This is a genomic window from Komagataeibacter oboediens, assembly GCF_018491655.1.
Taxonomy (GTDB): domain Bacteria; phylum Pseudomonadota; class Alphaproteobacteria; order Acetobacterales; family Acetobacteraceae; genus Komagataeibacter; species Komagataeibacter oboediens.
The window spans coordinates 238892-261026 of record NZ_JABLUU010000001.1; the positions used below are offsets into that span (position 1 = coordinate 238892).

Consider the following 22135-nt stretch of genomic DNA (forward strand, 5'->3'; position numbering starts at 1 on the left):
GGACGGCGACAGCATGCGTCATTCCGGCGTTCCACCGCCCGGACGCGGGGCGGGGCCAACAAAAAAGCCCCGGCCTGGGGGTCCATGGCCGGGGCTGGGGCGGGATCAGCGTTCAGCGAACGCCTTTTCCACCACATAGGCGCCGGGGTTGGAATTGTTCCCCTCGTCAAAGCCACGGTCCTGCAGCAGCTTTTCCGTATCGGCCAGCATTTCCGGCGAACCGCAGATCATGACACGGTCATGTTCGGGGTCGAGTTCGGGGATATTGAGATCCCTGAAGATCTTGCCTGTCTCGATCAGTTTGGTGATGCGGTCGGTAACGGCGAATTCCTCACGGGTCACGGCCGGGTAATACAGCAGCTTGCCCTTCACGTCCTCGCCCAGGAATTCATGTTCGGGCAGTTCGTGGCGGATGTGGTTGGAATAGGCCAGTTCGCCCGAGATACGGACCGTGTGGCTCAGGATCACATGGTCGTAGCGTTCATAGCATTCCGGGTCCTTGATCAGGCTCATGAAGGGCGCAAGCCCCGTGCCCGTGGACAGGAAATACAGGTTGCGGCCCGGACGCAGGTTGTCCAGCAGCAGCGTGCCGACGGGCTTGCGACCGATCAGCACCTTGTCGCCCACCTTTACATGGCGCAGGCGCGAGGTCAGCGGGCCATCAGGCACGGCGATCGACAGGAATTCGAGGTGGTCCTCGTAATTCGCGCTGGCGATGCTGTAGGCACGCAGCAGCGGCTTGCCCTCGACCTCGATGCCGATCATCGTGAACTGACCGTTCTCGAAGCGCAGCGCCGGGTCGCGCGTGGTGGTGAAGCTGAACAGCCGGTCCGTCCAGTGATGGACCGACAGGACGGTTTCAGCATTCAGGTGGCTGTATTCCTTGGTCGGTTCGGCCAGGTGGAACACGCCTTCCTGACCGGCTACCGGGGCAAGGCCCGTCAGCATGGTTTCGGAAGTAGGCACAATCAACGTATCGGACATCTGGTTATCATTCTCCCGGCTGGGTATGACGCAGACACAGGATATCCTGAAACATGCGCCCGCCCACAGCTACATAAGCTTGAGTGCGGGCATGTTTAGGCCATCCACAGCGTGGAATTCCAGCACAAAACAAACATATCACGCGCTACAGGGAACAGATCTGCCGCATAATGTCCGTTCCGGTGCGCGCATGTCACGCCACACGCGTACGATGCGGGCCTCTATTCGATGATTTCGGGACCGGATGCAAGTAGGGAGTCCATTGTCGTCCGCGCACGGATGACGCACATAGTCAGGTATGACTTCTGAATTCCCCGACCGGGCCGCCCCTGCCCTGCTGGCGCTGGATGCGGCGATCGCCGCAACCGGGCTGCATGTTGAAACCCGCGAGCGCCCGAAGCTGGAGCGCGTGATCGCCCGCATGCTGCAACCCGGCGCGACACAGATAGATGACGCCGCGTTCCGTAGCGCGCTGTGCACCGTCCGGCGCAAGCCATGGGGGTCGCGCCTCATGGACCTGACGCGCCGCGCGGGACAGGTATGGGTCACGCGCGCGGATACCGAAGCCGCCGCCGTGAGCGTGGACGACCCCGAACCCGATGATGCCCGCCTGCTGTCGGCCCTTGCTCCCGTGCTGCGCGAAAAACTGCGCGCGCAGGGCGAGACGCCCCGCGCCGCAGTGGAAAACATCCGCGCCGACCTGTTTGACGGCACCGGCCGTACGCTGGCGCCTGCGGAACTGCGCACCCTGGCCGCAGCGGTGGCCGACGCCTTTGCCCTGCCGGATGCGGATGCCTTCGCCGCCGGACTGGAACGCGAGGATGCAAGCCGCAAGGACCGCGACACCCGGATCGAGGATACGGCACGTGCGCGCCGGCGTGAGGAGGTGCTGCGCCTGCGCGAATGGGAAAAAAGCCTTGTCCCCTTCAGCGACGTGCCCGGCCTGCTGCGCTGTTCGCACCGCGAGGCCCTGCGCTGGATCGCGGAAAACCGGCTGCCGGTCGCCCGTCGCGTGCCACAGGCGGATGGGCAGGAACGGTGGGAATTCGACCCCACCGAACTCATGGCCCTGCGCCAGCAGTTGCCCCAGTGGCGCAGGGAGGGACAGGACACCCCGTCACGCACGCCGCTGGCCCCCGACCTTGGCAATCGCCGCGTGGGCAATGCCGTCATCGCGCAGGTCGCCGCCCTTGACCGCTATGCCGCCCATTTCCGCACCGCGCGCGCGCTCAACCGCCGCATCACGCTGGTGACGGGGCCGACCAACAGCGGCAAGTCGCATACCGCGCTTGATGCGCTGGCCCGCGCCGAAAGCGGCCTGGCGCTGGCACCCCTGCGTCTGCTGGCCCATGAATTCCGCGAGTCGCTGACCGCGCGCGGTGTGCCGACATCACTTGCCACCGGCGAAGAACGCATCGACGTGCCCGGCAGCCGCCATCTGGCCGCAACCGTGGAAATGTGCCCGCTGAACAACCCGGTTGATGTCGCCATCATTGATGAAGCCCAGATGCTGACCGACCCCGACCGGGGGGCGGCATGGACGGCGGCCATCATGGGTGCGCCTGCGCGGCACCTGTTCATTCTGGGCGCGCCCGACTGCATTCCCATGGTCCGGCGCATTGCCGAACTGTGTGGTGACCCGGTGGATGAAATCCGGCTGGAACGCAAAAGCCCGCTGGTCGCCGCTGAACGCTCGGTCAGCCTGCATGAACTGCAGAAGCATGACGCGCTGATCGCCTTTTCCCGACGCGAGGTGCTGGACCTGCGCGCACTGCTGCTGGCGCAGGGCAAGCGGGTGGCGGTGGTGTATGGCGCGCTCAGCCCCGAAGTCCGCCGGGCGGAGGCCCAGCGTTTCAATGATGGCGACGCCGATATCCTGATCGCGACCGACGCCATCGGCATGGGGCTGAACCTGACCATCCGCCGCGTCGTCTTCGCAGCCCTGCGCAAATATGACGGCAACCAGACGCGCGACCTCAACCCGCAGGAAGTCAAGCAGATCGGCGGCCGCGCCGGGCGTTATGGCAAGCATGAACAGGGTGTCGTGGCCGTGCTGGAAGGGGTGGGCAGCCCGTCCTTCATCCACGCCATGCTGGCCGCCCCCCCGCAGCCGATCGAGGACATGCGCCCGCAGGTCCAGCCAGATGCCGACATCGTACAGGCCGTGGCGGCCGAAATCGGATCGGACAGCCTGTTTGGCGTGCTGGTGCGTATCCGCCGCGCGGTGTTGCGCCGTGATGACCCCAATTACCGTCTGGCCAATATGGAACAGGCCTTCGCCATTGCCACCGCGCTGGAAGGGGTTGCGGACCTGACGTTGGCGCAGCGCTGGGTTTACGCCATGTGCCCGGTGGATGACCGTGACAATGGCATCCAGCGCCTTGTCCACTGGGCGGCGGACCATGCGGCGGGCAATGCCGTGCCACCGCCGGGCACGGGCCGCCTGCCGCCCCCCGAACGGGCCGAACGCACGGAACTGGAACGCGCCGAAAAGCGCCACAAGCGACTGGTGGCCTGGCGGTGGCTGGCGCTGCGCTTTCCCGAAGCCTACATCAATCGCGAGGAGGCCGAGGCCACGACCGCACGCCTGAATGACTGGATCGAGGACGTGCTGCGCCAGCAGAGCATCCGCGCCCGCACGCCACGCACAACACCCTTCAGCCCCGACAACCGCGCCAATCCGCCGGGACGCCGCAACCGTGAGGCACCGCCCAAAGGCAAGCGCCCGCACCGCAAGCGGCGGTAAGGGAGAGGCAGGAAGACAAACGTTTATGGATGCCGCCTTTTTCCAAAAAGGCGGTGTTCTTCGAAGCTTCTTGAAAAAAGCTTCACCAAAAACTTCAATTTGCAGGATGTCCTGTGGGCCGGTTATCTGCCCCAGGGCCATCCTGCGCATTGGCAGCCTGAGACAGCCGGCCGGTCAGGCAGGACAGTGATCCAGCATCGTGCCGATCGCATGCAGCCCGACAGGACGGCCGTGACCTGCACGCCCGCCCCATGGGGGATCAGGCCGCGCGGATGACCTCGACACCACCCATATATGGACGCAGCACGTCGGGCACGGTGATGCTGCCATCCGCGTTCTGGTAATTTTCCATCACCGCGATCAGCGTGCGGCCTACAGCCAGGCCAGACCCGTTCAGGGTATGGACAAAGGCGGGCTTGCCCTCCGCCGGGCGGTAGCGTGCGTTCATACGGCGGGCCTGAAAATCGCGCGTGGTGGAACATGACGAGATTTCGCGCCATGCCTTCTGCCCCGGCAGCCAGGCCTCAAGGTCAAAGGTCTTTGCCGCGCCAAAGCCGGTATCGCCCGCGCACAGCAGCATGCGGCGGTAAGGAATGCCCAGCTTTTCCAGCACCATTTCCGCACAGCGGGTCATGCGCTCATGCTCGGCGTCACTCTCCTCCGGCGTGGTGATGGAAACCATCTCCACCTTCTGGAACTGGTGCTGGCGCAGCATGCCGCGCGTATCACGGCCCGCGGCCCCGGCCTCGCTGCGGAAGCATGATGACAGGGCGACAAGACGGCGCGGCAGCACGGCACCTGGCAGGATCTGGCCCGCGACACTGGCTGTCAGCGGCACTTCAGCCGTGGGGATCAGCCAGCGGCCATCTTCGGTGCGGAAGGACTGGTCGGCAAATTTGGGCAGCTTGTCGGTGCCGTACATCGCATCGTTATTGACCAGGACGGGCACGGCGGTTTCCTCGTAGCCGTTTTCGCCGGTGTGCAGGTCCAGCATGAACTGGCCCAACGCACGCTCCAGCCGCGCAAGCTGGCCACGCAGCACCACGAACCGCGCGCCCGACAGGCGAGACGCAGTCTCGAAATCCATCATGCCCAGCGCTTCGCCCAGTTCGAAATGCTCACGCGGGGCAAAGGGGAATTCGCGTGGCGTGCCGTTCTGGTGCACCTCCACGTTCGCGCTTTCATCGGCCCCTTCGGGCACGCCGGCGTCCAGACGGTTGGGCAGGCGTTCCAGCGTGCCACTGATCTGGCTGTCCAGATCATCGGCGCGGGTCTGCAGTTCCTCCATCCGGGCCTTGGCGCCAGCCACTTCCGCTTCCAGCGCGGAACTGTCCGCGCCGGATTTGCGCATCATGCCGATTTCCTTGGAAATCTGCTTCCGTCGCGCCTGCAGTTCCTGCAATGCGGTTTCAGCCGCGCGGCGGTCATGATCCAGCAGCAGCAGCGCCTGCGCCACGGCAGGCTCGCCCCGCCGCTTCAGGTCGGCGTCAAAACCGTCGGGATCGGCGCGAAGCGCGCGCAGGTCGTGCATCAGGTAGTCTCCTCGGTGTCGTCTTCAGGCGGGTTGCGCGGCTCGACAAGGCGGGCGCAGAAAATGGAAACCTCGTACAGCCCGATCAGCGGCACGGCCAGACCGGTCTGGGTAATCACGTCGGGCGGCGTCAGGATGGCGGCGGCCACGAACGCGCCGACATAGGCATAGCGCCGCACCTTTGCCAGCCCCTTCGATGTCACCAGCCCCACCCGCGCCATGAGCGTCAGCACCACGGGCAGTTCAAACGCCATGCCGAACGCCAGGATCAGCTTCATGACCAATGTCAGGTATTCCGACACCTTGGCCTGCAGTTCGATCTGCAGCCCGTCCTGCCCGTCCGCCGTCTGGAACGACAGGAAGAACTTCCACGCAGCGGGAAAGATGAAATAGTACGCCAGCGCCGCCCCCATGGCGAACATGATGGGCGTCGCGACCAGGAAAGGCGCGAATGCGCGTTTTTCGCTGCGGTACAGCCCGGGCGCTATGAATATCCACGCCTGCACCGCCACCATGGGAAACGACAGGCAGGCCGCACCGAAAAAGGCGACCTTCATATAGGTGAAGAAGGCTTCATACAGCGCGGTATAGATCAGGTGCGGCTGTTCCCCCTTCTGGCGCATGATGTCGCCCAGAGGCTTGGCCAGGAAGAAATAGATCTGTTCCGAATAATAGTAACAGACGGCAAAACACACCATGAACGTCACGATGGACCACAGCAGCCTGCGCCGCAGTTCCACCAGATGTTCGAGCAGCGGCATGGGCTGGTCGTTGATCGAATCCTGATTCAGGGTGTCGTCTCCTGCATCCATCGCGTTCTTATTCCCGCCCGTCGGCTGTGACGGAGACACGCTGCCCCCGGTGAATGACCCTGACCGGCGGCAGGAAGGCCGGCGGGGTCAGGTCTGGCAGTTCGGCCGCGATACGGCGCGCAACACGGGGCGGAAGAAAATCGGGCGCGCTGGCCAGCACCGCCGCATCCGCTTCCTTCGGCGCGGCAGTGGATAGCGGGGGAATGTAATGGCGCGAGGGAATCTTCTGTTCCGGCAGCACGTTCTCCATGGCGGGCGTGGCTGGAGGAGGGACGGGCGCCGCCCCCGTCAGCGTGGCGGGATCAAGCGAACGCCGCAGCGTGCCATCCCCGTCAATCGCCTTCATCAGCTTGTCGCGCACGTTCAGCCGCTTGAGCTGGCCAAGCTGGTCACGCGCTTCCGTCAGGTCTGCCTCACGCACCATTTCATCCACATGGGACTGGAATTCGGTGGCGAGGCCGCGCGCCTTCTTGATCAGGCCGGTCACCGTACGGATGGCGACAGGCATGTCCTTGGGCCCGATCAGCAGCAGGCCCACCACCCCGATCAGGGCAAATTCAGACCACGCGAAATCGAACATGACCACTTTCCTCCACCACCACGCACGCGCGGCACACCCGCACGCTACCGCCCGGCATCACGTCTCGCCCGTGCATGTCCTGCACACCTATCACGACGCGGACGGGTCAGGAACCTCGTCCGGCGCATCAGGGGGCGCATCGGGGGACACGGCGGTATCGGGCACATCCACCAGCAGTTCCTCGCGCCGTGGCAGATCGCCCAGATCCTTCAGCCCGAAATGACGCAGGAAGCCCGATGATGTCCCCCACAGGATGGGCCGCCCCGGAACTTCCTTACGGCCCAGCGGCATGATCAGTTCCGCCTCCAGCAGGGTGTCCAGCACCTGCTGGCTCAGGCTGACGCCACGGATTTCCTCGATCTCGGCACGGGTGCAGGGCTGGTGATAGGCAATGATGGCCAGCGTTTCCATGGTCGATCGCGCAAGCCTGCGCGGGCGCGGCATGACGCGGGTCAGGCGCGGGGCAAGGTCGGGGGCGGTACGGAACTGCCATCCCCCTGCCACTTCCACCAGCACGACGCCACGCCCCGCATACTGCGCCGCCAGCGTCGCCAGCGTGGCGGCGACATAGGCATCCCGGTCGGCGGTATCATGCGGTATGCCCCCCTGCGCGCCCAGCACTTCGGCAATGGCCCGGGTGCTGAGCGGATCGGCACGGGCGAAGATCAGCGCCTCCACCAGCCGGAGCGAGAATTCCCGCACCTCGACCAGTGTCTCGACCGCTTCCCCTTCCGGCAGCAGCCCGGGCTGTCGCGTCTCGTTCATCAGGCCATGTCCCCTTCCGGTTCTGTTCCAGCGTCATGCGGCGGCCCCGCCCGTTCGCGCAGCCAGATACGGCCAAACTGTTCCGCCTGCTGGAGTTCGATCATCCCGCTGCGCGCCATTTCAAGGCCGGCCAGCAACGTGCCCGCCACGGCAGCGCGGCGGCCCGTCTGCACCATTGTTTCCGTCATGTCGGCCTGTAGCGGAATGTCGGGCACGAACCCGTCCAGTCCGCACCAGTCCGTCTTCAGGTCGGGCGTGCCCAGCATGCGCCGCAGCCGCGCCAGCGCGTCCTGCACGGTCCAGAACCGCAGCACGCGCGGCTGATAGACGGATTTACGCGCCCGCCTGCGCATGGCCGCCATATAGCCCCGCATAAGCTGCGGCACGTCAACCGCAAGACCCGAGCGGTCAATTTCCACCAGCGTTTCCGACTGCCCGCGTTCAAACACTTCCAACCCCAGCTGCGGACGTGCCGCCAGCCAGCGGCCAAGCTGGACCATCCGCTCCAGTTCCAGCAGGCGTTCATGCAGGAGGCTGGCAGCCTCCTCCGCGTCGGTTGCTTCCTCATCATCCTCGGGCAGCAGCAGGCGGGACTTGAGCCACGCCAGCCACGCCGCCATGACCAGCCAGTCCGCCGCCTGTTCCAGCCGGATGTCCCGTGCGGCGCGCACGACGGCCAGGTACTGCTCCACCAGTTGCAGGATGGAAATGCGCCACAGATCCACCTTCTGCGCCCGCGCCAGTTCCAGCAGCAGGTCCATCGGCCCGTCGAACCCTTCCAGATGCACGATCGGGGCGGTGGTGGGGGAAGCGGGCGGGGCGTTATCCCCGCTCACCCTCCCCTCCGCGGAACGGGAACGCAGGCCATGGCGGAATCAGGAATGGACCAGTTCGCACGCCAGGCTCTTTGCCTTGGCCTTTGCGCACAGACTGACTGCCTGCGCCTTCGCCAGCCCCTTGACGCGCAGGCGGTAGAAGGTCTTGCCGTTGCGTTCCGCTTTCACCACGGCAGGCTGGTACGGCCCGAACACATCGGGATAGCGGCTGGACAGTCGGGTCCAGCTTTTCAGTGCCGCTTCCTGCGTATCAAGGGCGGCAAGCTGTACGCCATACGTCCCTGTTCCCGTACTGGCCGCACGGGGCACCGGCGGCGGCAGGGCCGCGGGCTGAGCGGGTTCGGCCTGCGGTTCCGGCGCCTCCGCCCGCTGCGGGGTGGCAGGCTGCGGCGCGGGCGTGACGGCCGGCGTCTCAGCCGCTGGTGGCGTGGCGGGGGGGGCAGACGGGGTTGCCTGCGCCGGGACGGAGGTGGGTTCCCCTTCACCCGTTACCTGTCCGTACTGGCGGGCCATGGCGTCGGGCTGCGGCTGTTCCGGCGGCGGGGACAGGCGCATTACGCCGCCATCCGCAGGCATACCGTCGCCTGCGCCCAGTATCTGCATCCCGCCCGGATCGGCGGGCTTGACGCGTACCGGGCCGGGGGGCGGCCCCAGGACGGGAATCCCGCCCTGGTGGTGACCGAACAGCGACCATCCGCCAATCGCCACGACCAGCACGCCACCCAGCCCCGCCGCGCCATAGACCAGCTTGCGCGTCAGCGGATCATCACCCAGCAGGCTGCTGCCCGCCACGCGCGACAGCAGGGCCCTGAAATCGAAACCACCACGACCCGCGCGGCGGGCGGGACGCGTATGCACGTCATCCGCCGGTTCCATGGGGGCGCCGGCCTTCAGGTCGGGATTGGAATCGGCCCCCATGCGCTCCCGCCCCCTGGGTGCGGCATAGGGATCGGGTGCGGGCGGGTTGTCGCCCCTGTTGTCAGGGGGGACGTTGGGGGGCGTGGTGTCAGGGCTCATCGCATCTCCTCGACCGGCTGTACGCCGAGCACTTTCATACCCGATCGCAGCACGGTTGCCGTGGCCTCGACAAGAGCAAGCTTCATGCGGGTGGCGGCGACATCATCTTCCTGCAGGAAACGCAGGGTCGCATCATCGCGCCCACGGTTCCACAGGGCATGGAAGTCGGACGCCAGTTCATTGAGGTAGAACGCGATACGGTGCGGTTCGTGCGCGCTGGCTGCCGATTCGACCATGCGCGGCCACTGCGCCATGCGCTGCAGCAGCGCCAGTTCCGCATCCGACGTCAGGCCCGACAGGTCCACATCCGCCAGTTCCGCAGGCGTGATGCCCCCCGGAATCTTTCCTTCATTGACCATGGCCGCCGCCGACCGCAGGACGGAACAGCACCGCGCATGGGCGTACTGCACGTAGAAGACCGGGTTATCGCGGCTCTGCGCCACGACCTGATCCAGATCGAATTCCATCTGCGCGTCCGCCTTGCGGGTCAGCATGGTAAAGCGTACGGCGTCGCGCCCGACTTCATCAATCAGATCGCGCAGGGTGACGAAGGTGCCCGCACGCTTGGACATGCGCACCGGCTGCCCGTCGCGCACGATACGCACGATCTGGCACAGCAGCACATCCAGCACCGGCCGCCCGTCCGTCGCCAGCGCCGAAACCGCCGCCTTCATGCGGGTGACGTAGCCGCCGTGGTCTGCCCCCCATACATCCACCAGCACATCGGCGCCCCGGCGGATCTTGTCGGCATGATAACCGATATCGTTGGCGAAATAGGTGTTCGACCCATCGGACTTGCGCAGCGGACGGTCCACGTCATCCCCGAACTCGGTGGAGCGGAACAGCGTCTGCGGCCGCGCTTCCCAGTCATCGGGCAGCTTGCCCTTGGGCGGTTCCAGAACGCCTTCGTAGATCAGGCCCTTCTTTTCCAGTTCCGCTATGGCGCGGTCGGTTTCCCCGTCGGCAAGGATCTTCGCCTCGCTGGTGAAGACATCATGATGCACGCCAAGGGCCGCCAGATCCTCGCGGATCATGGCCATCATGGTATCGACCGCCTCGCGCTTCACCGTCTCCAGCCATACGGCAGGATCGGCGGGCTTCAGGCCGGGGGCGGCCAGACGGTCGCCATGTTCGCGGGCCAGCGCCTCGCCCACCGGCACAAGATAGTCGCCGCCATACTGGATCGCGCCACCGGGCACGACAGCGGCGAATTCGTCCTCGGTCACGGTCGTGCCCAGCGCCTGCAGGTACCGCCAGTAGGTCGCCCATGCCAGGGCGATGACCTGCGCCCCGGCGTCGTTGATGTAATATTCCTTCGTAACGTCGTAGCCCGCCTTGATCAGCAGGTTGGCCAGCACGTCCCCCACCACGGCCCCACGGCAGTGACCCACATGCATCGGCCCGGTGGGGTTGGCGGACACGTATTCCACATTCACCTTCACGCCACGTCCCGCGGTGCTGGTGCCGTAATCCTCACCCACCTTCAGGACGTTGCGCGCCACGTCCTGCCACACGGCGGGCGCCAGACGCATGTTGACGAAACCGGGGCCCGCCACTTCCGCATGTGCGATGCCAGGCACATCCGCCAGCGCCGCCACCAGTTCACCCGCGATCTCCGCCGGGCGGCGCCGTGCCGCCTTGGACACGACCAGTGCCGCATTGGTCGCCAGGTCGCCATGGGCCGGGTCACGGGTGGGGGTGACCTCCACCCGGTCCAGCAGCGCAGGCGGCAGGTCGGGCACGATCCGGCCCAGTGCTGCGCGCACATGCGTAAGGTAACGGACGAACAGACTGTCTGACATGCGGCACGGTTTCCCAACAAAAACAGTAAACGGACCCTCAGGCCCGGCTGGACGGGCCTGCCGTGATACCAGAACGGCAGGCAATCGGATAAATGCGATGGGCGTGTTTCACCCCGGCGAGGACAGGTCCGTCAACCGTCGATATTCTTCCATCGCACAGCGATCGGTCATCCCGGCAATATAATCCGCCACCACGCGGCATGCACCTGCCCTGTCACCACCATCGCGCGCGGCAAGTGCCGGCTCCCGTGTGCCATCGGGCAGCAGGGTCATGTTTTCCGACAGGATGGCGAAAATCGATTCGACCGTCAGCCGCGCCTTGCGCGTCATGCGGTTGACCCGCCAGTGCCGGTACAGCCGCGCATACAGGAATTTGCGGATTTCCAGATTGGCGGCGGCAATTTCCGGGCTGTATGCCACCACGGGACGGGCGGCGTGGCGGATGTCATCGGAACAAGTCGGGGTCAGGCATTCAAGGTTGCGCTGGGTCTGGCCGATCAGGTCCATGGCCAGCGTGTTGATCACGCGCCGGATGGTTTCATGCCGCAGGCGGGGATCGTTATTGCCGGCATGGCAGCCTGCCTGCTGCTGTGCTGCGCGCGCATCCGCCAGCGCCTCACGCACGACGGGCAGGGTTTCCAGATCCTCGATATGCAGCAGGCCCGCGCGCAGGCCGTCATCAAGGTCGTGGGCGTGGTAGGCGATATCATCGGACAGGGCCGCGACCTGTGCCTCCGCCGAGGCATAGCTGCCCAGTTCCAGACCGTGCCGGGCGGCGTAATCCGCCACATAGGGCGTGGGATGGTCCACCGGTCCGTTATGCTTGGCCAGCCCCTCGAGCATTTCCCATGTCAGGTTCAGGCCATCAAAGGCGAAATACCGCCGTTCCAGCAACGTCACCAGCCGCAGGGACTGCGTGTTGTGGTCGAACCCGCCCCATGGCTTCATGGCAGTGGACAGCGCTTCTTCCCCCGCATGGCCAAAGGGGGTGTGACCAAGGTCATGGGCCAGCGCCAGGCCTTCGGTCAGGTCTTCCTCCAGCCCCAGCCTGCGCGCGATGGAGCGGGCGACCTGCGCCACTTCCAGCGAATGGGTCAGGCGGGTGCGAAAAAAATCGCCTTCATGGTTGAGGAAGACCTGCGTCTTGTACTGCAGCGTGCGAAACCCCGCCGAATGCAGCACCCGGTCGCGGTCGCGCTGCCACGGGCTGCGGGTCGGGGCCTCGGCTTCGGGATAGAGCCTGCCACGGGCCGTGGCGGTCTGGACAGCATAGGGTGCAGTGCTCATATAAGGTCAGGATCCAGCCATGGATGGAACGGCACGTGATGATGCCGCCGCCCATCCATAACCCGCGCGCCGCCCGTGGCCAACATGGTCCCTCAGGGTTGCGTGCCATTGATCATGGTGAAACCCGATGTCCATGCCCCCCACCCCGTCCACCGACAGCTTCCGCGTATCGGACGCGGCGGCCCGCCGCCTGCGTGAAATACTGGATGAACAGCCTGCCTCGCCCACCGGGGAGCCCGCGCTGCGGGTATCGGTCGAGGCCGGGGGGTGCAACGGGTTCCAGTACAAATTCGCGCTGGATCATGAAAGCCGGCCTGATGATATCGTGATCCCGGCCGGAACGGTCCGCGTGGTGGTCGATCCGGCCAGCATGGACCTGCTGAGCGGGGCTGAACTGCATTTTGATGACAGCCTGATGGGCGCGCACTTTACCGTGCGCAATCCCAATGCCGCGTCATCATGCGGATGTGGCACGAGCTTTTCGGTCGAATGATGAAATTCGCCACCTGGAACGTCAATTCCATCCGCCAGCGTCAGGACCATGTGCTGAACTATCTGGCCCGCGAGCAGCCCGACGTGCTGGCGCTGCAGGAAATCAAGTGCCAGACCGAGGTCTTTCCCGTCGATGTGTTCAAGACAGCGGGCTACGACAGCATCGTGGTGGGACAGAAAAGCTATAACGGCGTCGCCATCCTGACCCGCCACGCGCATGACATCACGCATACCGCCCTGCCCGGCTGGGAAATCGACCCGGCACAGGCACGCTATGTGGAAATCCGCAGCTGCGGGCTGGTGTTTGGCAACCTGTACCTGCCCAACGGCAATTCCGGCGGCAGTGCTGGCTACGACTCCAAGCTGGCGTTCATGGACGCGCTGGCGCTCCACGCACATGGCATGCTGCAGGCCGGACAGGATTTTGTCCTGCTGGGCGATTACAACGTCTGCCCTACCGATGAGGACTGCGCCCCCGGCGCACTGTCCCCCGATGACGCCCTGGTCCGCCCGCAGAGCCGCGCCGCCTTCCGCCGCCTGCTCTGGCTGGGGCTGACCGATGCGCTACGTGCGCTGCACCCTGTGGGGCGGTTCTATACATTCTGGGATTATCAGGCGGCGGCATGGCAGCGCGACAGCGGTCTGCGCATCGACCATGCCCTGCTATCCCCCCGCGTGGCCGAACGGCTGCTGACAGCCCTGCCTGCCCGTGACGAACGGGGCAAACCGCAGCCATCCGACCATGTGCCGATGGTGGTTACGCTGGCGGATGCGACGGGCTGACACCACCATGCCCCGGTGCCACACCGGGCACCGGGCAGTGGTCGGGCACCGGCAGCAGCCGGAATTCGCGCAATGTGCCCGACATGCGGAACTGCCCGAAATCCATGTCCACCCGGTCGGCTACGCCATTGCTGAAATAGCGCACGCCCGTCTCGAACACCGGGGTCATGTCACGGGTGGTGGGATTGTAATAGGCGACATGCACCCGCTGCGCCGCAAGCGTGGCAAGGGCGGGGAACGTACCCGCCACCGGCTGCGTATCGCGCCCCAGCAGCAGCACATAAGTCCCCAGCGCCCCGGTATCCACCGTGCCGTCAAACAGGAAAGGCGCGATCTGTCCCCGCCCGTCCTGTCCCGCCTGAATGATTGCCGCCGTATGCGCAACGGGAAACAGCGTCCCGGCAGGCAGTGTCACGTCATGGCCCACGGGGGCGGTGTAATGCACCTTCCCGCCGGTAGGGCGCATATGGGCCTCCCCCGCAATACGGGGGGCGGGCTGTCCGTTTTCCGTCTGGTCGGCACGGAACACGAGGGATGAACCGTCCTTTTCCTCCAGCACGGCATAATCCGAATCACTGACAGATTCCGCCCCGTCACGCCCCACGGTGCGCAGATGAAGCTGCTGCTGCGAGGACCATTCCGAACACATGTCAGACAGGACGAAGGTCAGCCTGCCCTCCGCCGTGACAACGTCGCCGCCACTGACCGCCACCAGCGTCAGATCATAGACCGCACGGTGCGCGGCCATGACCGGGGCCGCCTGCACCGGCATGCTGCGCCACAGGCACGCCAGCGTCATGCCCACCATCACGCACCGCCCCACCGGCACCCCGTGCTGCGCGGCACGGGGCATCGGGGCGGCAGGTGCATCGGCTGGCATCACGCCACTCAGTTCTTGGCCTGGCCGGGCTTGGGGCGCGGCAGGTCGAGGGCGAGCGAGAGTTCCTTCAGCCGCTGCGGCTCGACCGGCGCGGGCGCACCCATCATCAGATCCTCGCCCTGCTGGTTGAGCGGGAACAGGATCACCTCGCGGATGTTCGGCTCATCAGCCAGCAGCATCACGATACGGTCCACGCCCGGGGCCGAGCCGCCATGCGGCGGCGCGCCATAACGGAAGGCATTAAGCATGCCGCCGAAGCGGGCCTCGACCTCGCCTGCCGGATAGCCCGCAATCTCGAAAGCGCGGATCATCACATCGGGCTGGTGGTTACGGATCGCGCCTGAAGACAGTTCGATCCCGTTACACACGATATCGTACTGGAAGGCCTTGATGGTCAGCGGGTCCTGGTTCTGCAGCGCATCCATGCCACCCTGCGGCATGGAGAACGGGTTGTGGGAGAAATCGATCTCACCCGTTTCCTCGTTGCGCTCGTACATCGGGAAATCCGTAATCCAGCAGAAGCGAAAGGCGTTCTGTTCGATCAGGTCCAGTTCGGTCGCGACGCGCGTGCGCACGGCACCCGAGAACTTGACCATTTCATCACCCTTGCCGGCCACGAAGAACACGGCATCCCCCGCCTTCAGGCCCGTTTTCGCACGGATGGCCTCGATCCGGTCGGCCTCGAGGTTCTTGGCGATCGGACCCTTGCCACCTTCTTCGGCGAAGATGATGTAGCCCAGACCACCGGCGCCGGATTCGCGCGCCCAGTTATTCAGCTTGTCAAAGAACGCACGCGGGCGGTCGCCTGCGCCGGGGGCGGGAATGGCACGAACCTGCCCGCCATCGGCTGCGATACGCGCAAACAGGCCGAAGCCGGAACCGGCGAAGGCGTCGGTCACGTCCGACAGCTTCAGCGGGTTGCGCAGGTCGGGCTTGTCGCTGCCATAGACTTCCATTGCCGTGGCGTAGGGAATCCGCTCGAACGGCCCTTCGCTTACAATGCGGCCACCGCCGAATTCGCGGAACACGCCTTCCATCACCGGCTCAAGGGTTGCGAACACGTCTTCCTGTGTCGCGAACGCCATTTCGAAATCAAGCTGGTAGAACTCACCGGGGGAACGGTCGGCACGGGCGGCTTCGTCGCGGAAGCACGGTGCAATCTGGAAATACCGGTCAAAGCCGGCGACCATCGCCAGCTGCTTGAACTGCTGCGGGGCCTGCGGCAGGGCATAGAACTTGCCCGGATGCATGCGCGCGGGCACGAGGAAGTCGCGCGCGCCCTCGGGCGAGGACGCGGTCAGGATCGGGGTCTGGAATTCCACGAAGCCCAGATCCGTCATCCGCCTGCGCAGGCTGGCAATCACCTGCGCGCGCAGCATGATGTTGCGATGCACCTTCTCACGCCGCAGGTCGATGTAGCGGTAGGTCAGGCGCAGGTCCTCGGGGTAATGTTCGTTGCCCGCCACCTGCAGCGGCAGCACGTCGGCGCTGGACTGGACCTCGATCTCACGCGCGCGCAGTTCGATCTCACCGGTGGGCAGGTTCGGGTTCTTGGTCGCGCCATCACGCAGCACGACTTCGCCCGTGACCGTCAGCACGCTTTCCACGCGTACGCGTTCCGCCGTTTCCAGCACGGGGGAACCCGCGGGGATCACGATCTGCGTCATGCCGAAATGGTCACGCAGGTCAATGAACAGCAGGCCGCCATGATCGCGCTTGGAGTGTACCCATCCGGAAAGGCGGGCCGTCTGCCCGGCGTCGGCTGCCCGCAGGGCCGCACAGCTATGGGTACGATAGGGATGCATGATCTTGTCCTGATTCTACCAGATTTTGGGGGATGCGCCCTGAAGGGACCACACCCGGTTGCAGGCGCGACAAAGCCAATCCCGCCCGCGCCTGTCAAGGTTATAGGTGAACAGCCCCGGCCTGCGGGGCCGCAGTCTACACGTATTCGGGGAACAGGTCGCACAGTCCGTCCGCCGTGGCGGGGCAGCGGCCACGTTCGGTAATCAGCCCGGTCACAAGCCGCGCGGGCGTGACGTCAAATGCCGGATTGGCGGCGGTGCTGCCATCGGGCACAAGCTGTACGGCCGTCACGGCGCCACCTTCGTCACGCCCCTGAATGTGGGTGACTTCACGGCCGCTACGTTCCTCGATGGGGATTTCCTTCACACCATCGCTAATGGACCAGTCGATGGTAGTGGACGGCAGCGCCACCCAGAAGGGCACGCCATTGTCATGCGCCGCCAGCGCCTTAAGATACGTGCCGATCTTGTTGGCCACGTCGCCCGTGCGGGTCACACGGTCGGTGCCCACGATCACCATGTCCACCTGACCATGCTGCATCAGGTGACCACCGGCGTTATCGGCAATGACGGTATGCTTCACCCCGTGGCGGCCCAGTTCCCATGCCGTCAGCGATGCGCCCTGGTTGCGCGGGCGCGTTTCATCCACCCACACATGCACGTCAATGCCACGGTCATGCGCCATGTAGATCGGCGCAAGTGCGGTGCCCCAGTCCACCGTCGCGATCCAGCCCGCGTTGCAGTGGGTCATGATGTTGACCGGGCCGGGACGGCGGGCTGCGATCTCCTCGATCAGTTCAAGGCCCTGCCGCCCGATGGCTTCATTCTGGATCACGTCCTCATCACAGATGCGCCCGGCTTCGTCATATGCCGCCGCCACACGGTCCGCGGGTGCGGTCTGGCGCAGGCGCGTCAGCATGCGCCGGATCGCCCAGGCCAGGTTGACCGCCGTGGGCCGGGTGGCCGCAAGCAGCGCCGCATCACGTTCCATGGCGGCGTCACTGCTATCGCACCGCAATGCCAGCGCCAGACCATAGGCCGCGACCGCACCGATCAGCGGCGCGCCACGCACCTGCATGCTGCGGATGGCGTGCGCCACCTGGTCGCGTTCGGTCAGGCGCAGGATATCAAGCGACCAGGGCAGACGGGTCTGGTCAAAGATATGGACCGACCAGCCATCATCCGCATCCACCCATACGCTGCGATAAGAGACGTTATCAATTTTCATATAATACTTGCCGCCATCCAAAAAACCAGAACACACAAAAGGGGCGTAGGGAAACATTCAGCAGGCTGTTATTCAAGCCCCCGCCCCCGATACATCGCTTTTTTACACCGGCAGGCCGCCGGTCCCGCGGTCATCTTCCATCATACAACCGGATCACGGACGGTTCCACAGGCTTGCGCCAGATACGGCCCCGGCTTTATCCTGATCGCCTGTGTTCTCAGGGCGGGGTGAAAGTCCCTACCGGCGGTAACAGGCTGCGGCCTGAAGCCCGCGAGCGCCCGGCCTTCGGGCCGGGGTCAGCAGATCTGGTGCAATGCCAGGGCCGACGGTGACAGTCCGGATAAAAGAGAACTGGCGGCTGCACGGCCCCTGCGGGTCCGTGCCCGTCCGTGATCGCCTTGGATGACCACCGGGTCCACCAAGGGAGACATCCATCATGACATCAACACCCGATTACCATGATTCTCCGCCACCGGGCGAGATAAAAGACACGGCAACGCCGTCCCCCCAGAACATTTATGACAATCCGCGTTTTTTTGACGGATACCGCACCCTGCGCGAAAAGGACACGGGGCTGAACGGTGCGCTGGAAATCCCGGCGATACGCGCCCTGCTGCCCGACCTGCATGGCAGGGCCGTACTCGACCTTGGATGCGGGTTTGGGGATTTTGCCCGTTACGCCCGCGAACGCGGCGCGGCCACGGTCACCGCACTGGATGTATCGCTGAAAATGATCGAAGCCGCACGCGCACTGACGCACGACGCGGCCATCACCTATATCCACGGGTCCATCGAAGACCATGCGGTGCAGCCCGCGGCATTTGACCTCGTGGTCTGCTCCCTCGCCCTGCATTACATCGCGGATTACGCAGCCGTAGTCCGCCGCGTTTTCGACAGCCTCAGGCCCGGCGGACTGCTTGTATTTTCAGTGGAGCACCCCGTCTGCACCGCCAACCCCATAGGCTGGATACACAATGCGGACGGCCACAAGCTGCACTGGCCACTCGACCACTATCAGCAGCAGGGCGCGCGCAGTACGTCATGGTTTGTGGACGGGGTCATAAAATACCACCGCACGATGGAAACCTACGTCAACACCCTACTGGATGCGGGCTTTCAGCTCCGGCACCTGGCCGAACCGCAACCCGCAGCAGACCTACTGCGCGACCGTCCCGATCTGGAAGATACCGTGCGGCGCCCGCCCATGCTGGTCCTTGTGGCCATGAAGCCGAATGCGGCACCCGGCCCACACCACAGGCTTGATACAAAAGACTGAAATCGCGTTTCCTGTCTCCATAACGAAACTGTCCCGCCATGCGGATGCATGGCGGGACAGTCCGGTCCGGTCTGACAGAATCGCGCGGGATCAGCCCTGCGGACCGTCGGACAGCGGCAGGCGGGTCAGGATCGTGGTCAGGCGCTGGGCAAAGCCGGTCGGGTCCTTCGGGCTTTCGCCATCCTGGATACGGGCCATGTCCATAAGCGTCAGGGCAATATCCTGCACCGGGTCGCCATTCTTCACGCGGGTCGCAAGATCCGCGATCAGCGGGTGTGCGGGGTTGACCTGCAGCACCGGCGCCGTATCGGGCACCTGCTGACCGCTACGCTTCATAAGCCGGATCATCTGCAGGTCCGGCCCAGATTCGGGGGCTGCCAGCACCACGGCGCTGTTGACCAGGCGGTTGGTGCCCTTCACATCCGATACCGCGTCACCCAGTGCGTCCTTCAGCGCAGGAAGGACGACCTCCAGCGTGTCCTTTTCAGCCTGCGTTTCCTCCGGCGCGCCGAACTTTTCCAGATCGGTATGGAACTGGCTGATATTGCGCAGCGGCGTGTCCTTGTACACGCCTAGGCGGTCAGGCCAGAAGGAATCCACCGGATCGGACAGCAGCAGCACCTCGATCCCGCGGGCGCGGAAGCCTTCAAGCTGCGGCGAGGACGGCAGCATTTCCGTGCGGTCGCCAGTCAGGTAGTAAATGGCTTCCTGCTCGGGCTTCTTGCGCTCCAGATACGCATCCAGCGTGGTCCAGCCGTCCTGTGTGCTGGACCTGAAGCGCGCGATGGCGGCCAGTTCCGTGCGGTGTTCGGCGTCGTCCCAGATGCCTTCCTTGAAGGTCGGGCCAAAATTGTCCCAGAACTTCTCGAAATCCGCTTCGTCCTTGGACCGTGTCTTGAGTTCCGAGATCACGCGGTTGGTCACCGCCTTGCGAATGCGCGCCAGCACCGGCGTCGCCTGCAGCATTTCGCGCGAGACGTTCAGCGGCAGGTCCTCGGTATCCACCACACCGGTCACAAAACGCAGCCACGGCGGCAGCAGGCCCGCATCATCGGTGATGAACATACGGCGGACATGCAGCCGGATCTGGCTTTCGCGCACCGGTTCGGCGAATTCGAACGGCTTGCTGCCGGGAATGAACAGCAGGGCCGAGAATTCCAGCATCCCCTCGGCATGCCAGTGCAGGGTGGCCCATGGCGTATCGAAGTTGTGGCTGACGTGGCGATAGAACTCGTTCAGCTGTTCTTCATCAATCTCGCCACGCGGCTTGCGCCACAGCGCCGTACCCTTGTTGGCCGAAGCTTCTTCCCCATCATCCTTGACGATGGTGATCGGCCACGAAATGTGGTCGGCCCATTTGCGCACGATGGTTTCAAGCTGCCATGAATCAAGGAAATCATTCGCATCTTCCTTGATGTGCAGGATGATGTCGGTGCCTGCCTTATCACGGGTCGCCGGGCTGATCGTGTAGTTGCCCTTGCCGGTGGAGGACCAGCGCCAGGCTTCATCACTACCCGCGCGACGCGAGATCACGTCCACCCGATCCGCCACCATGAACGCGGCATAGAAGCCCACGCCGAACTGCCCGATCAGGCTTGGCTTGTCCTCGGGCTTTGCATTGGCCAGTTCCTCGCCAAAGGCATGGGTGCCGGAACGCGCGATGGTGCCAAGGTTGCGGGCAAGGTCTTCCTTGCTCATACCCGCGCCATCATCACTGATGGTCAGCAGGCGGGCGTCCTTGTCGGGGTTGATGCGGATCTTCGCATCATCGGGCAGCGCACGCGCGCCATCGGTCAGCGCCTCGAACCGGCGCTTGTCGGTGGCATCCGCCGCATTGGCCACCAGTTCACGCAGGAAGATCTCGCGCTCGGAATAAAGCGCATGCACCACAAGGTCGAGCAGGCGGCCGACCTCGGCGCTGAATTCATGCTGTTCACCCGTTGCTTCGGGCGGGGTTGTCGTTGTGTGTTCCGTCATTGCCGGTCCCTATGTCCGTGAAATGCCATCAGGTTTCAATTTGTAATGAATATGGAAATCTTCGCGGCGTTTTCAATGGCCTGCGTGCGGGACCGCTCAGTCAAAATCCGTCGGCAGTCCAGGGTTGCGGACATGGTCGAACATGCGGGCGATCTGCTGTGGCAGGACGCGGCCCAGGGACAGGTCCGCAGGGATTTCATCGGGGCCGAACCAGCCGATTTCCGATGTCTCGACACTGGTCTGTGCCTGCCCGCCGGTCAGTTCGCATATGAAATACAGCGTGTAGCATGAAAACGGCGCGGGCGGATGGCCTTGCCGGTCGCGGTCCCACACGGCGGCAAGCCGGGTAACACGGACATCATACCCGCTTTCCTCACGCACTTCCTTGACCGTGTTTTCCACCGGGCTGAGGTTCACATCCGCCCAGCCACCGGGCAGCGTCCAGCGGTCATGGTCCAGCACTTCGCGTACCAGCAGGATCCTCTGGCGTTCATCAAACACGGCGGCCCGCACCACGATCTTGGGCGTGGCGTACCCGTCCTGTCGGGTGAACAGGTCCAGCACCCGCTCCATGTCGGCTGCGCTGCCTGCCGCCATCATCTCGGCTGCGATCTGCCTTATGCTTTCATACCGCTCACGGTCAAAGGGGCTTTCGGCATAGGTCAGGCCGCTCTGGGCCAGTGCCTGCAGGTCCCGCGCCCAGACCAGCCATTTGGGGAATGTCATTCTGCCTCTCCCTGTGGTGACCAGCCCGGCGGGGCCAGTTCGAAGCTGCTGAATACAAACGCCGGCGCGACCTGGCAGCCCGTCAGGCTCCACGCTCCTTCCGGGAATGCCGCCTGCCAGGCGCCCGCCGGCACCACAGCCTGCATCACCTGCCCCTGTTCCGGCAGCGGGCCAATGGTGACACGTTCAATCGGACCGTCGGCACGCGGGGCGATTTCCAGCACCAGCGGACTGCCCCCCTGCCAGCACCAGATTTCCGCCGCGTCAACCCGGTGCCAGTGCGACCGCTCCCCCGCCGCCAGCAGGAACATGATGGTGGATACCGCGCCACGCGGGCCATCGGCCGGGGTATCACGCCATATCTCGCGGTAGCTTCCGCCTTCGGGATGGGGCTGCAGGCCCAGTGCCTGCCGCACGCTTTCCGGTGGGGTGGAGGGATCACGCAGGTCGATCATGGTGAATTCTTGCTCCGGTCATAAGGCTTTGAGACTATTTGAAATAGTCCGCCCGGACACCATCCGGCAATCATCAGGAAGTTTGCGGGAATCCGGTTTCAGAACGCTCCGGGAAACATCGCCTTTAAAAAAAAGACGACGCCCAAAAAACTT

The 22135-nt window shown here is 64.7% G+C and carries 19 protein-coding genes and 1 riboswitch; of the genes, 4 read left to right on the forward strand and 15 right to left on the reverse strand.

From position 1 onward, the window contains the following. Window positions 1-105 precede the first annotated feature (105 nt). Window positions 106-984, reverse strand: coding sequence for a ferredoxin--NADP reductase (locus HNO79_RS01070; protein ID WP_010515614.1), 879 nt, complete (start codon window positions 982-984; stop codon window positions 106-108). A 298-nt stretch (window positions 985-1282) separates the two neighbouring features. On the opposite strand from HNO79_RS01070, the gene HNO79_RS01075 reads away from it, so the two are divergent. Then, window positions 1283-3730, forward strand: coding sequence for a helicase-related protein (locus HNO79_RS01075; RefSeq protein WP_214164311.1), 2448 nt, complete (start codon window positions 1283-1285; stop codon window positions 3728-3730). 259 nt (window positions 3731-3989) lie between these two features. Here HNO79_RS01075 and serS read toward each other — a convergent pair whose 3' ends face one another. From serS to HNO79_RS01115, 8 genes are all read right to left on the reverse strand, one after another. Next, entirely contained in the window at window positions 3990-5261 is a 1272-nt protein-coding gene (gene serS, locus HNO79_RS01080) for a serine--tRNA ligase (protein WP_214164310.1), read from the reverse strand. Next, window positions 5261-6073: a twin-arginine translocase subunit TatC gene (gene tatC / locus HNO79_RS01085; protein WP_010515609.1), complete on the reverse strand. Its 813-nt coding sequence runs from the start codon at window positions 6071-6073 to the stop codon at window positions 5261-5263. Before tatC ends, serS begins: the two co-directional genes overlap by 1 nt. Window positions 6074-6080: 7 nt before the next feature. Continuing rightward, the gene (tatB, locus tag HNO79_RS01090; RefSeq protein WP_214164309.1) at window positions 6081-6653 is read right to left on the reverse strand and encodes a Sec-independent protein translocase protein TatB; all 573 of its coding nucleotides are present in this window, start codon (window positions 6651-6653) and stop codon (window positions 6081-6083) included. Window positions 6654-6743: 90 nt separating this feature from the next. Further along, window positions 6744-7418, reverse strand: coding sequence for an SMC-Scp complex subunit ScpB (gene scpB / locus HNO79_RS01095; RefSeq protein WP_214164308.1), 675 nt, complete (start codon window positions 7416-7418; stop codon window positions 6744-6746). Next, complete coding sequence (locus tag HNO79_RS01100; protein WP_214164307.1) at window positions 7418-8254, reverse strand: segregation and condensation protein A; 837 nt, start codon at window positions 8252-8254, stop codon at window positions 7418-7420. Before HNO79_RS01100 ends, scpB begins: the two co-directional genes overlap by 1 nt. A gap of 39 nt (window positions 8255-8293) precedes the next feature. After that, window positions 8294-9271 (reverse strand): SPOR domain-containing protein, encoded by a 978-nt coding sequence (locus HNO79_RS01105; RefSeq protein ID WP_214164306.1) that lies wholly within the window; start codon window positions 9269-9271, stop codon window positions 8294-8296. Continuing rightward, on the reverse strand, window positions 9268-11073 hold the full coding sequence (argS, locus tag HNO79_RS01110) for an arginine--tRNA ligase (protein WP_214164305.1): 1806 nt from the start codon (window positions 11071-11073) through the stop codon (window positions 9268-9270). The genes HNO79_RS01105 and argS overlap by 4 nt, the downstream gene beginning before the upstream one ends. 108 nt (window positions 11074-11181) lie before the next feature. Next, window positions 11182-12360, reverse strand: a complete 1179-nt coding sequence (locus HNO79_RS01115; protein ID WP_010515603.1) for a deoxyguanosinetriphosphate triphosphohydrolase — start codon at window positions 12358-12360, stop codon at window positions 11182-11184. Between the two features lie 127 nt (window positions 12361-12487). Here HNO79_RS01115 and HNO79_RS01120 point away from each other — a divergent pair, with 127 nt between their 5' ends. Together HNO79_RS01120 and HNO79_RS01125 are read left to right on the forward strand one after the other, a co-directional pair. Further along, window positions 12488-12853 (forward strand): HesB/IscA family protein, encoded by a 366-nt coding sequence (locus tag HNO79_RS01120; protein ID WP_010515602.1) that lies wholly within the window; start codon window positions 12488-12490, stop codon window positions 12851-12853. After that, window positions 12850-13635 carry an exodeoxyribonuclease III gene (locus tag HNO79_RS01125; protein ID WP_214164304.1) on the forward strand — a complete coding sequence of 262 codons (786 nt, stop codon included), beginning with the start codon at window positions 12850-12852 and terminating at the stop codon, window positions 13633-13635. The genes HNO79_RS01120 and HNO79_RS01125 overlap by 4 nt, the downstream gene beginning before the upstream one ends. Here HNO79_RS01125 and HNO79_RS01130 read toward each other — a convergent pair. The 3 genes from HNO79_RS01130 to mtnA form a co-directional block, all read right to left on the reverse strand. Further along, window positions 13610-14515, reverse strand: a complete 906-nt coding sequence (locus HNO79_RS01130; protein WP_214164303.1) for an EipB family protein — start codon at window positions 14513-14515, stop codon at window positions 13610-13612. The two genes, HNO79_RS01125 and HNO79_RS01130, sit on opposite strands and share 26 nt — an antisense overlap. 8 nt (window positions 14516-14523) lie before the next feature. Next, window positions 14524-16320: an aspartate--tRNA ligase gene (gene aspS / locus HNO79_RS01135; protein ID WP_010513876.1), complete on the reverse strand. Its 1797-nt coding sequence runs from the start codon at window positions 16318-16320 to the stop codon at window positions 14524-14526. Between the two features lie 136 nt (window positions 16321-16456). After that, a complete protein-coding gene (gene mtnA / locus HNO79_RS01140) occupies window positions 16457-17548 on the reverse strand; it encodes an S-methyl-5-thioribose-1-phosphate isomerase (RefSeq protein WP_048856949.1) in 1092 nt (363 codons plus the stop codon). A gap of 209 nt (window positions 17549-17757) precedes the next feature. After that, a riboswitch (FMN riboswitch) is annotated at window positions 17758-17904 on the forward strand. Window positions 17905-17984: 80 nt separating this feature from the next. Between mtnA and HNO79_RS01145 the strand changes: the two genes are divergently transcribed. Further along, window positions 17985-18824: a class I SAM-dependent methyltransferase gene (locus tag HNO79_RS01145; RefSeq protein ID WP_214164302.1), complete on the forward strand. Its 840-nt coding sequence runs from the start codon at window positions 17985-17987 to the stop codon at window positions 18822-18824. 90 nt (window positions 18825-18914) lie between these two features. Here HNO79_RS01145 and htpG read toward each other — a convergent pair whose 3' ends face one another. The 3 genes from htpG to HNO79_RS01160 form a co-directional block, all read right to left on the reverse strand. After that, on the reverse strand, window positions 18915-20801 hold the full coding sequence (gene htpG / locus HNO79_RS01150) for a molecular chaperone HtpG (RefSeq protein WP_214164301.1): 1887 nt from the start codon (window positions 20799-20801) through the stop codon (window positions 18915-18917). A gap of 96 nt (window positions 20802-20897) precedes the next feature. Next, window positions 20898-21527, reverse strand: coding sequence for an NUDIX hydrolase (locus HNO79_RS01155; protein WP_010513881.1), 630 nt, complete (start codon window positions 21525-21527; stop codon window positions 20898-20900). Beyond that, a complete protein-coding gene (locus HNO79_RS01160) occupies window positions 21524-21982 on the reverse strand; it encodes a cupin domain-containing protein (protein ID WP_110507016.1) in 459 nt (152 codons plus the stop codon). The genes HNO79_RS01155 and HNO79_RS01160 overlap by 4 nt, the downstream gene beginning before the upstream one ends. Window positions 21983-22135 lie beyond the last annotated feature (153 nt).

Bases quoted from the DNA above. Each gene is read 5' to 3' on its own strand.
- HNO79_RS01070 (WP_010515614.1), bottom strand. From the start codon at position 984: ATGTCCGATACGTTGATTGTGCCTACTTCCGAAACCATGCTGACGGGC.
- HNO79_RS01075 (WP_214164311.1), top strand. From the start codon at position 1,283: ATGACTTCTGAATTCCCCGACCGGGCCGCCCCTGCCCTGCTGGCGCTG.
- serS (WP_214164310.1), bottom strand. From the start codon at position 5,261: ATGCACGACCTGCGCGCGCTTCGCGCCGATCCCGACGGTTTTGACGCC.
- tatC (WP_010515609.1), bottom strand. From the start codon at position 6,073: ATGGATGCAGGAGACGACACCCTGAATCAGGATTCGATCAACGACCAG.
- tatB (WP_214164309.1), bottom strand. From the start codon at position 6,653: ATGTTCGATTTCGCGTGGTCTGAATTTGCCCTGATCGGGGTGGTGGGC.
- scpB (WP_214164308.1), bottom strand. From the start codon at position 7,418: ATGAACGAGACGCGACAGCCCGGGCTGCTGCCGGAAGGGGAAGCGGTC.
- HNO79_RS01105 (WP_214164306.1), bottom strand. From the start codon at position 9,271: ATGAGCCCTGACACCACGCCCCCCAACGTCCCCCCTGACAACAGGGGC.
- argS (WP_214164305.1), bottom strand. From the start codon at position 11,073: ATGTCAGACAGTCTGTTCGTCCGTTACCTTACGCATGTGCGCGCAGCA.
- HNO79_RS01115 (WP_010515603.1), bottom strand. From the start codon at position 12,360: ATGAGCACTGCACCCTATGCTGTCCAGACCGCCACGGCCCGTGGCAGG.
- HNO79_RS01120 (WP_010515602.1), top strand. From the start codon at position 12,488: ATGTCCATGCCCCCCACCCCGTCCACCGACAGCTTCCGCGTATCGGAC.
- HNO79_RS01125 (WP_214164304.1), top strand. From the start codon at position 12,850: ATGATGAAATTCGCCACCTGGAACGTCAATTCCATCCGCCAGCGTCAG.
- HNO79_RS01130 (WP_214164303.1), bottom strand. From the start codon at position 14,515: ATGCCAGCCGATGCACCTGCCGCCCCGATGCCCCGTGCCGCGCAGCAC.
- aspS (WP_010513876.1), bottom strand. From the start codon at position 16,320: ATGCATCCCTATCGTACCCATAGCTGTGCGGCCCTGCGGGCAGCCGAC.
- mtnA (WP_048856949.1), bottom strand. From the start codon at position 17,548: ATGAAAATTGATAACGTCTCTTATCGCAGCGTATGGGTGGATGCGGAT.
- HNO79_RS01145 (WP_214164302.1), top strand. From the start codon at position 17,985: ATGACATCAACACCCGATTACCATGATTCTCCGCCACCGGGCGAGATA.
- htpG (WP_214164301.1), bottom strand. From the start codon at position 20,801: ATGACGGAACACACAACGACAACCCCGCCCGAAGCAACGGGTGAACAG.
- HNO79_RS01155 (WP_010513881.1), bottom strand. From the start codon at position 21,527: ATGACATTCCCCAAATGGCTGGTCTGGGCGCGGGACCTGCAGGCACTG.
- HNO79_RS01160 (WP_110507016.1), bottom strand. From the start codon at position 21,982: ATGATCGACCTGCGTGATCCCTCCACCCCACCGGAAAGCGTGCGGCAG.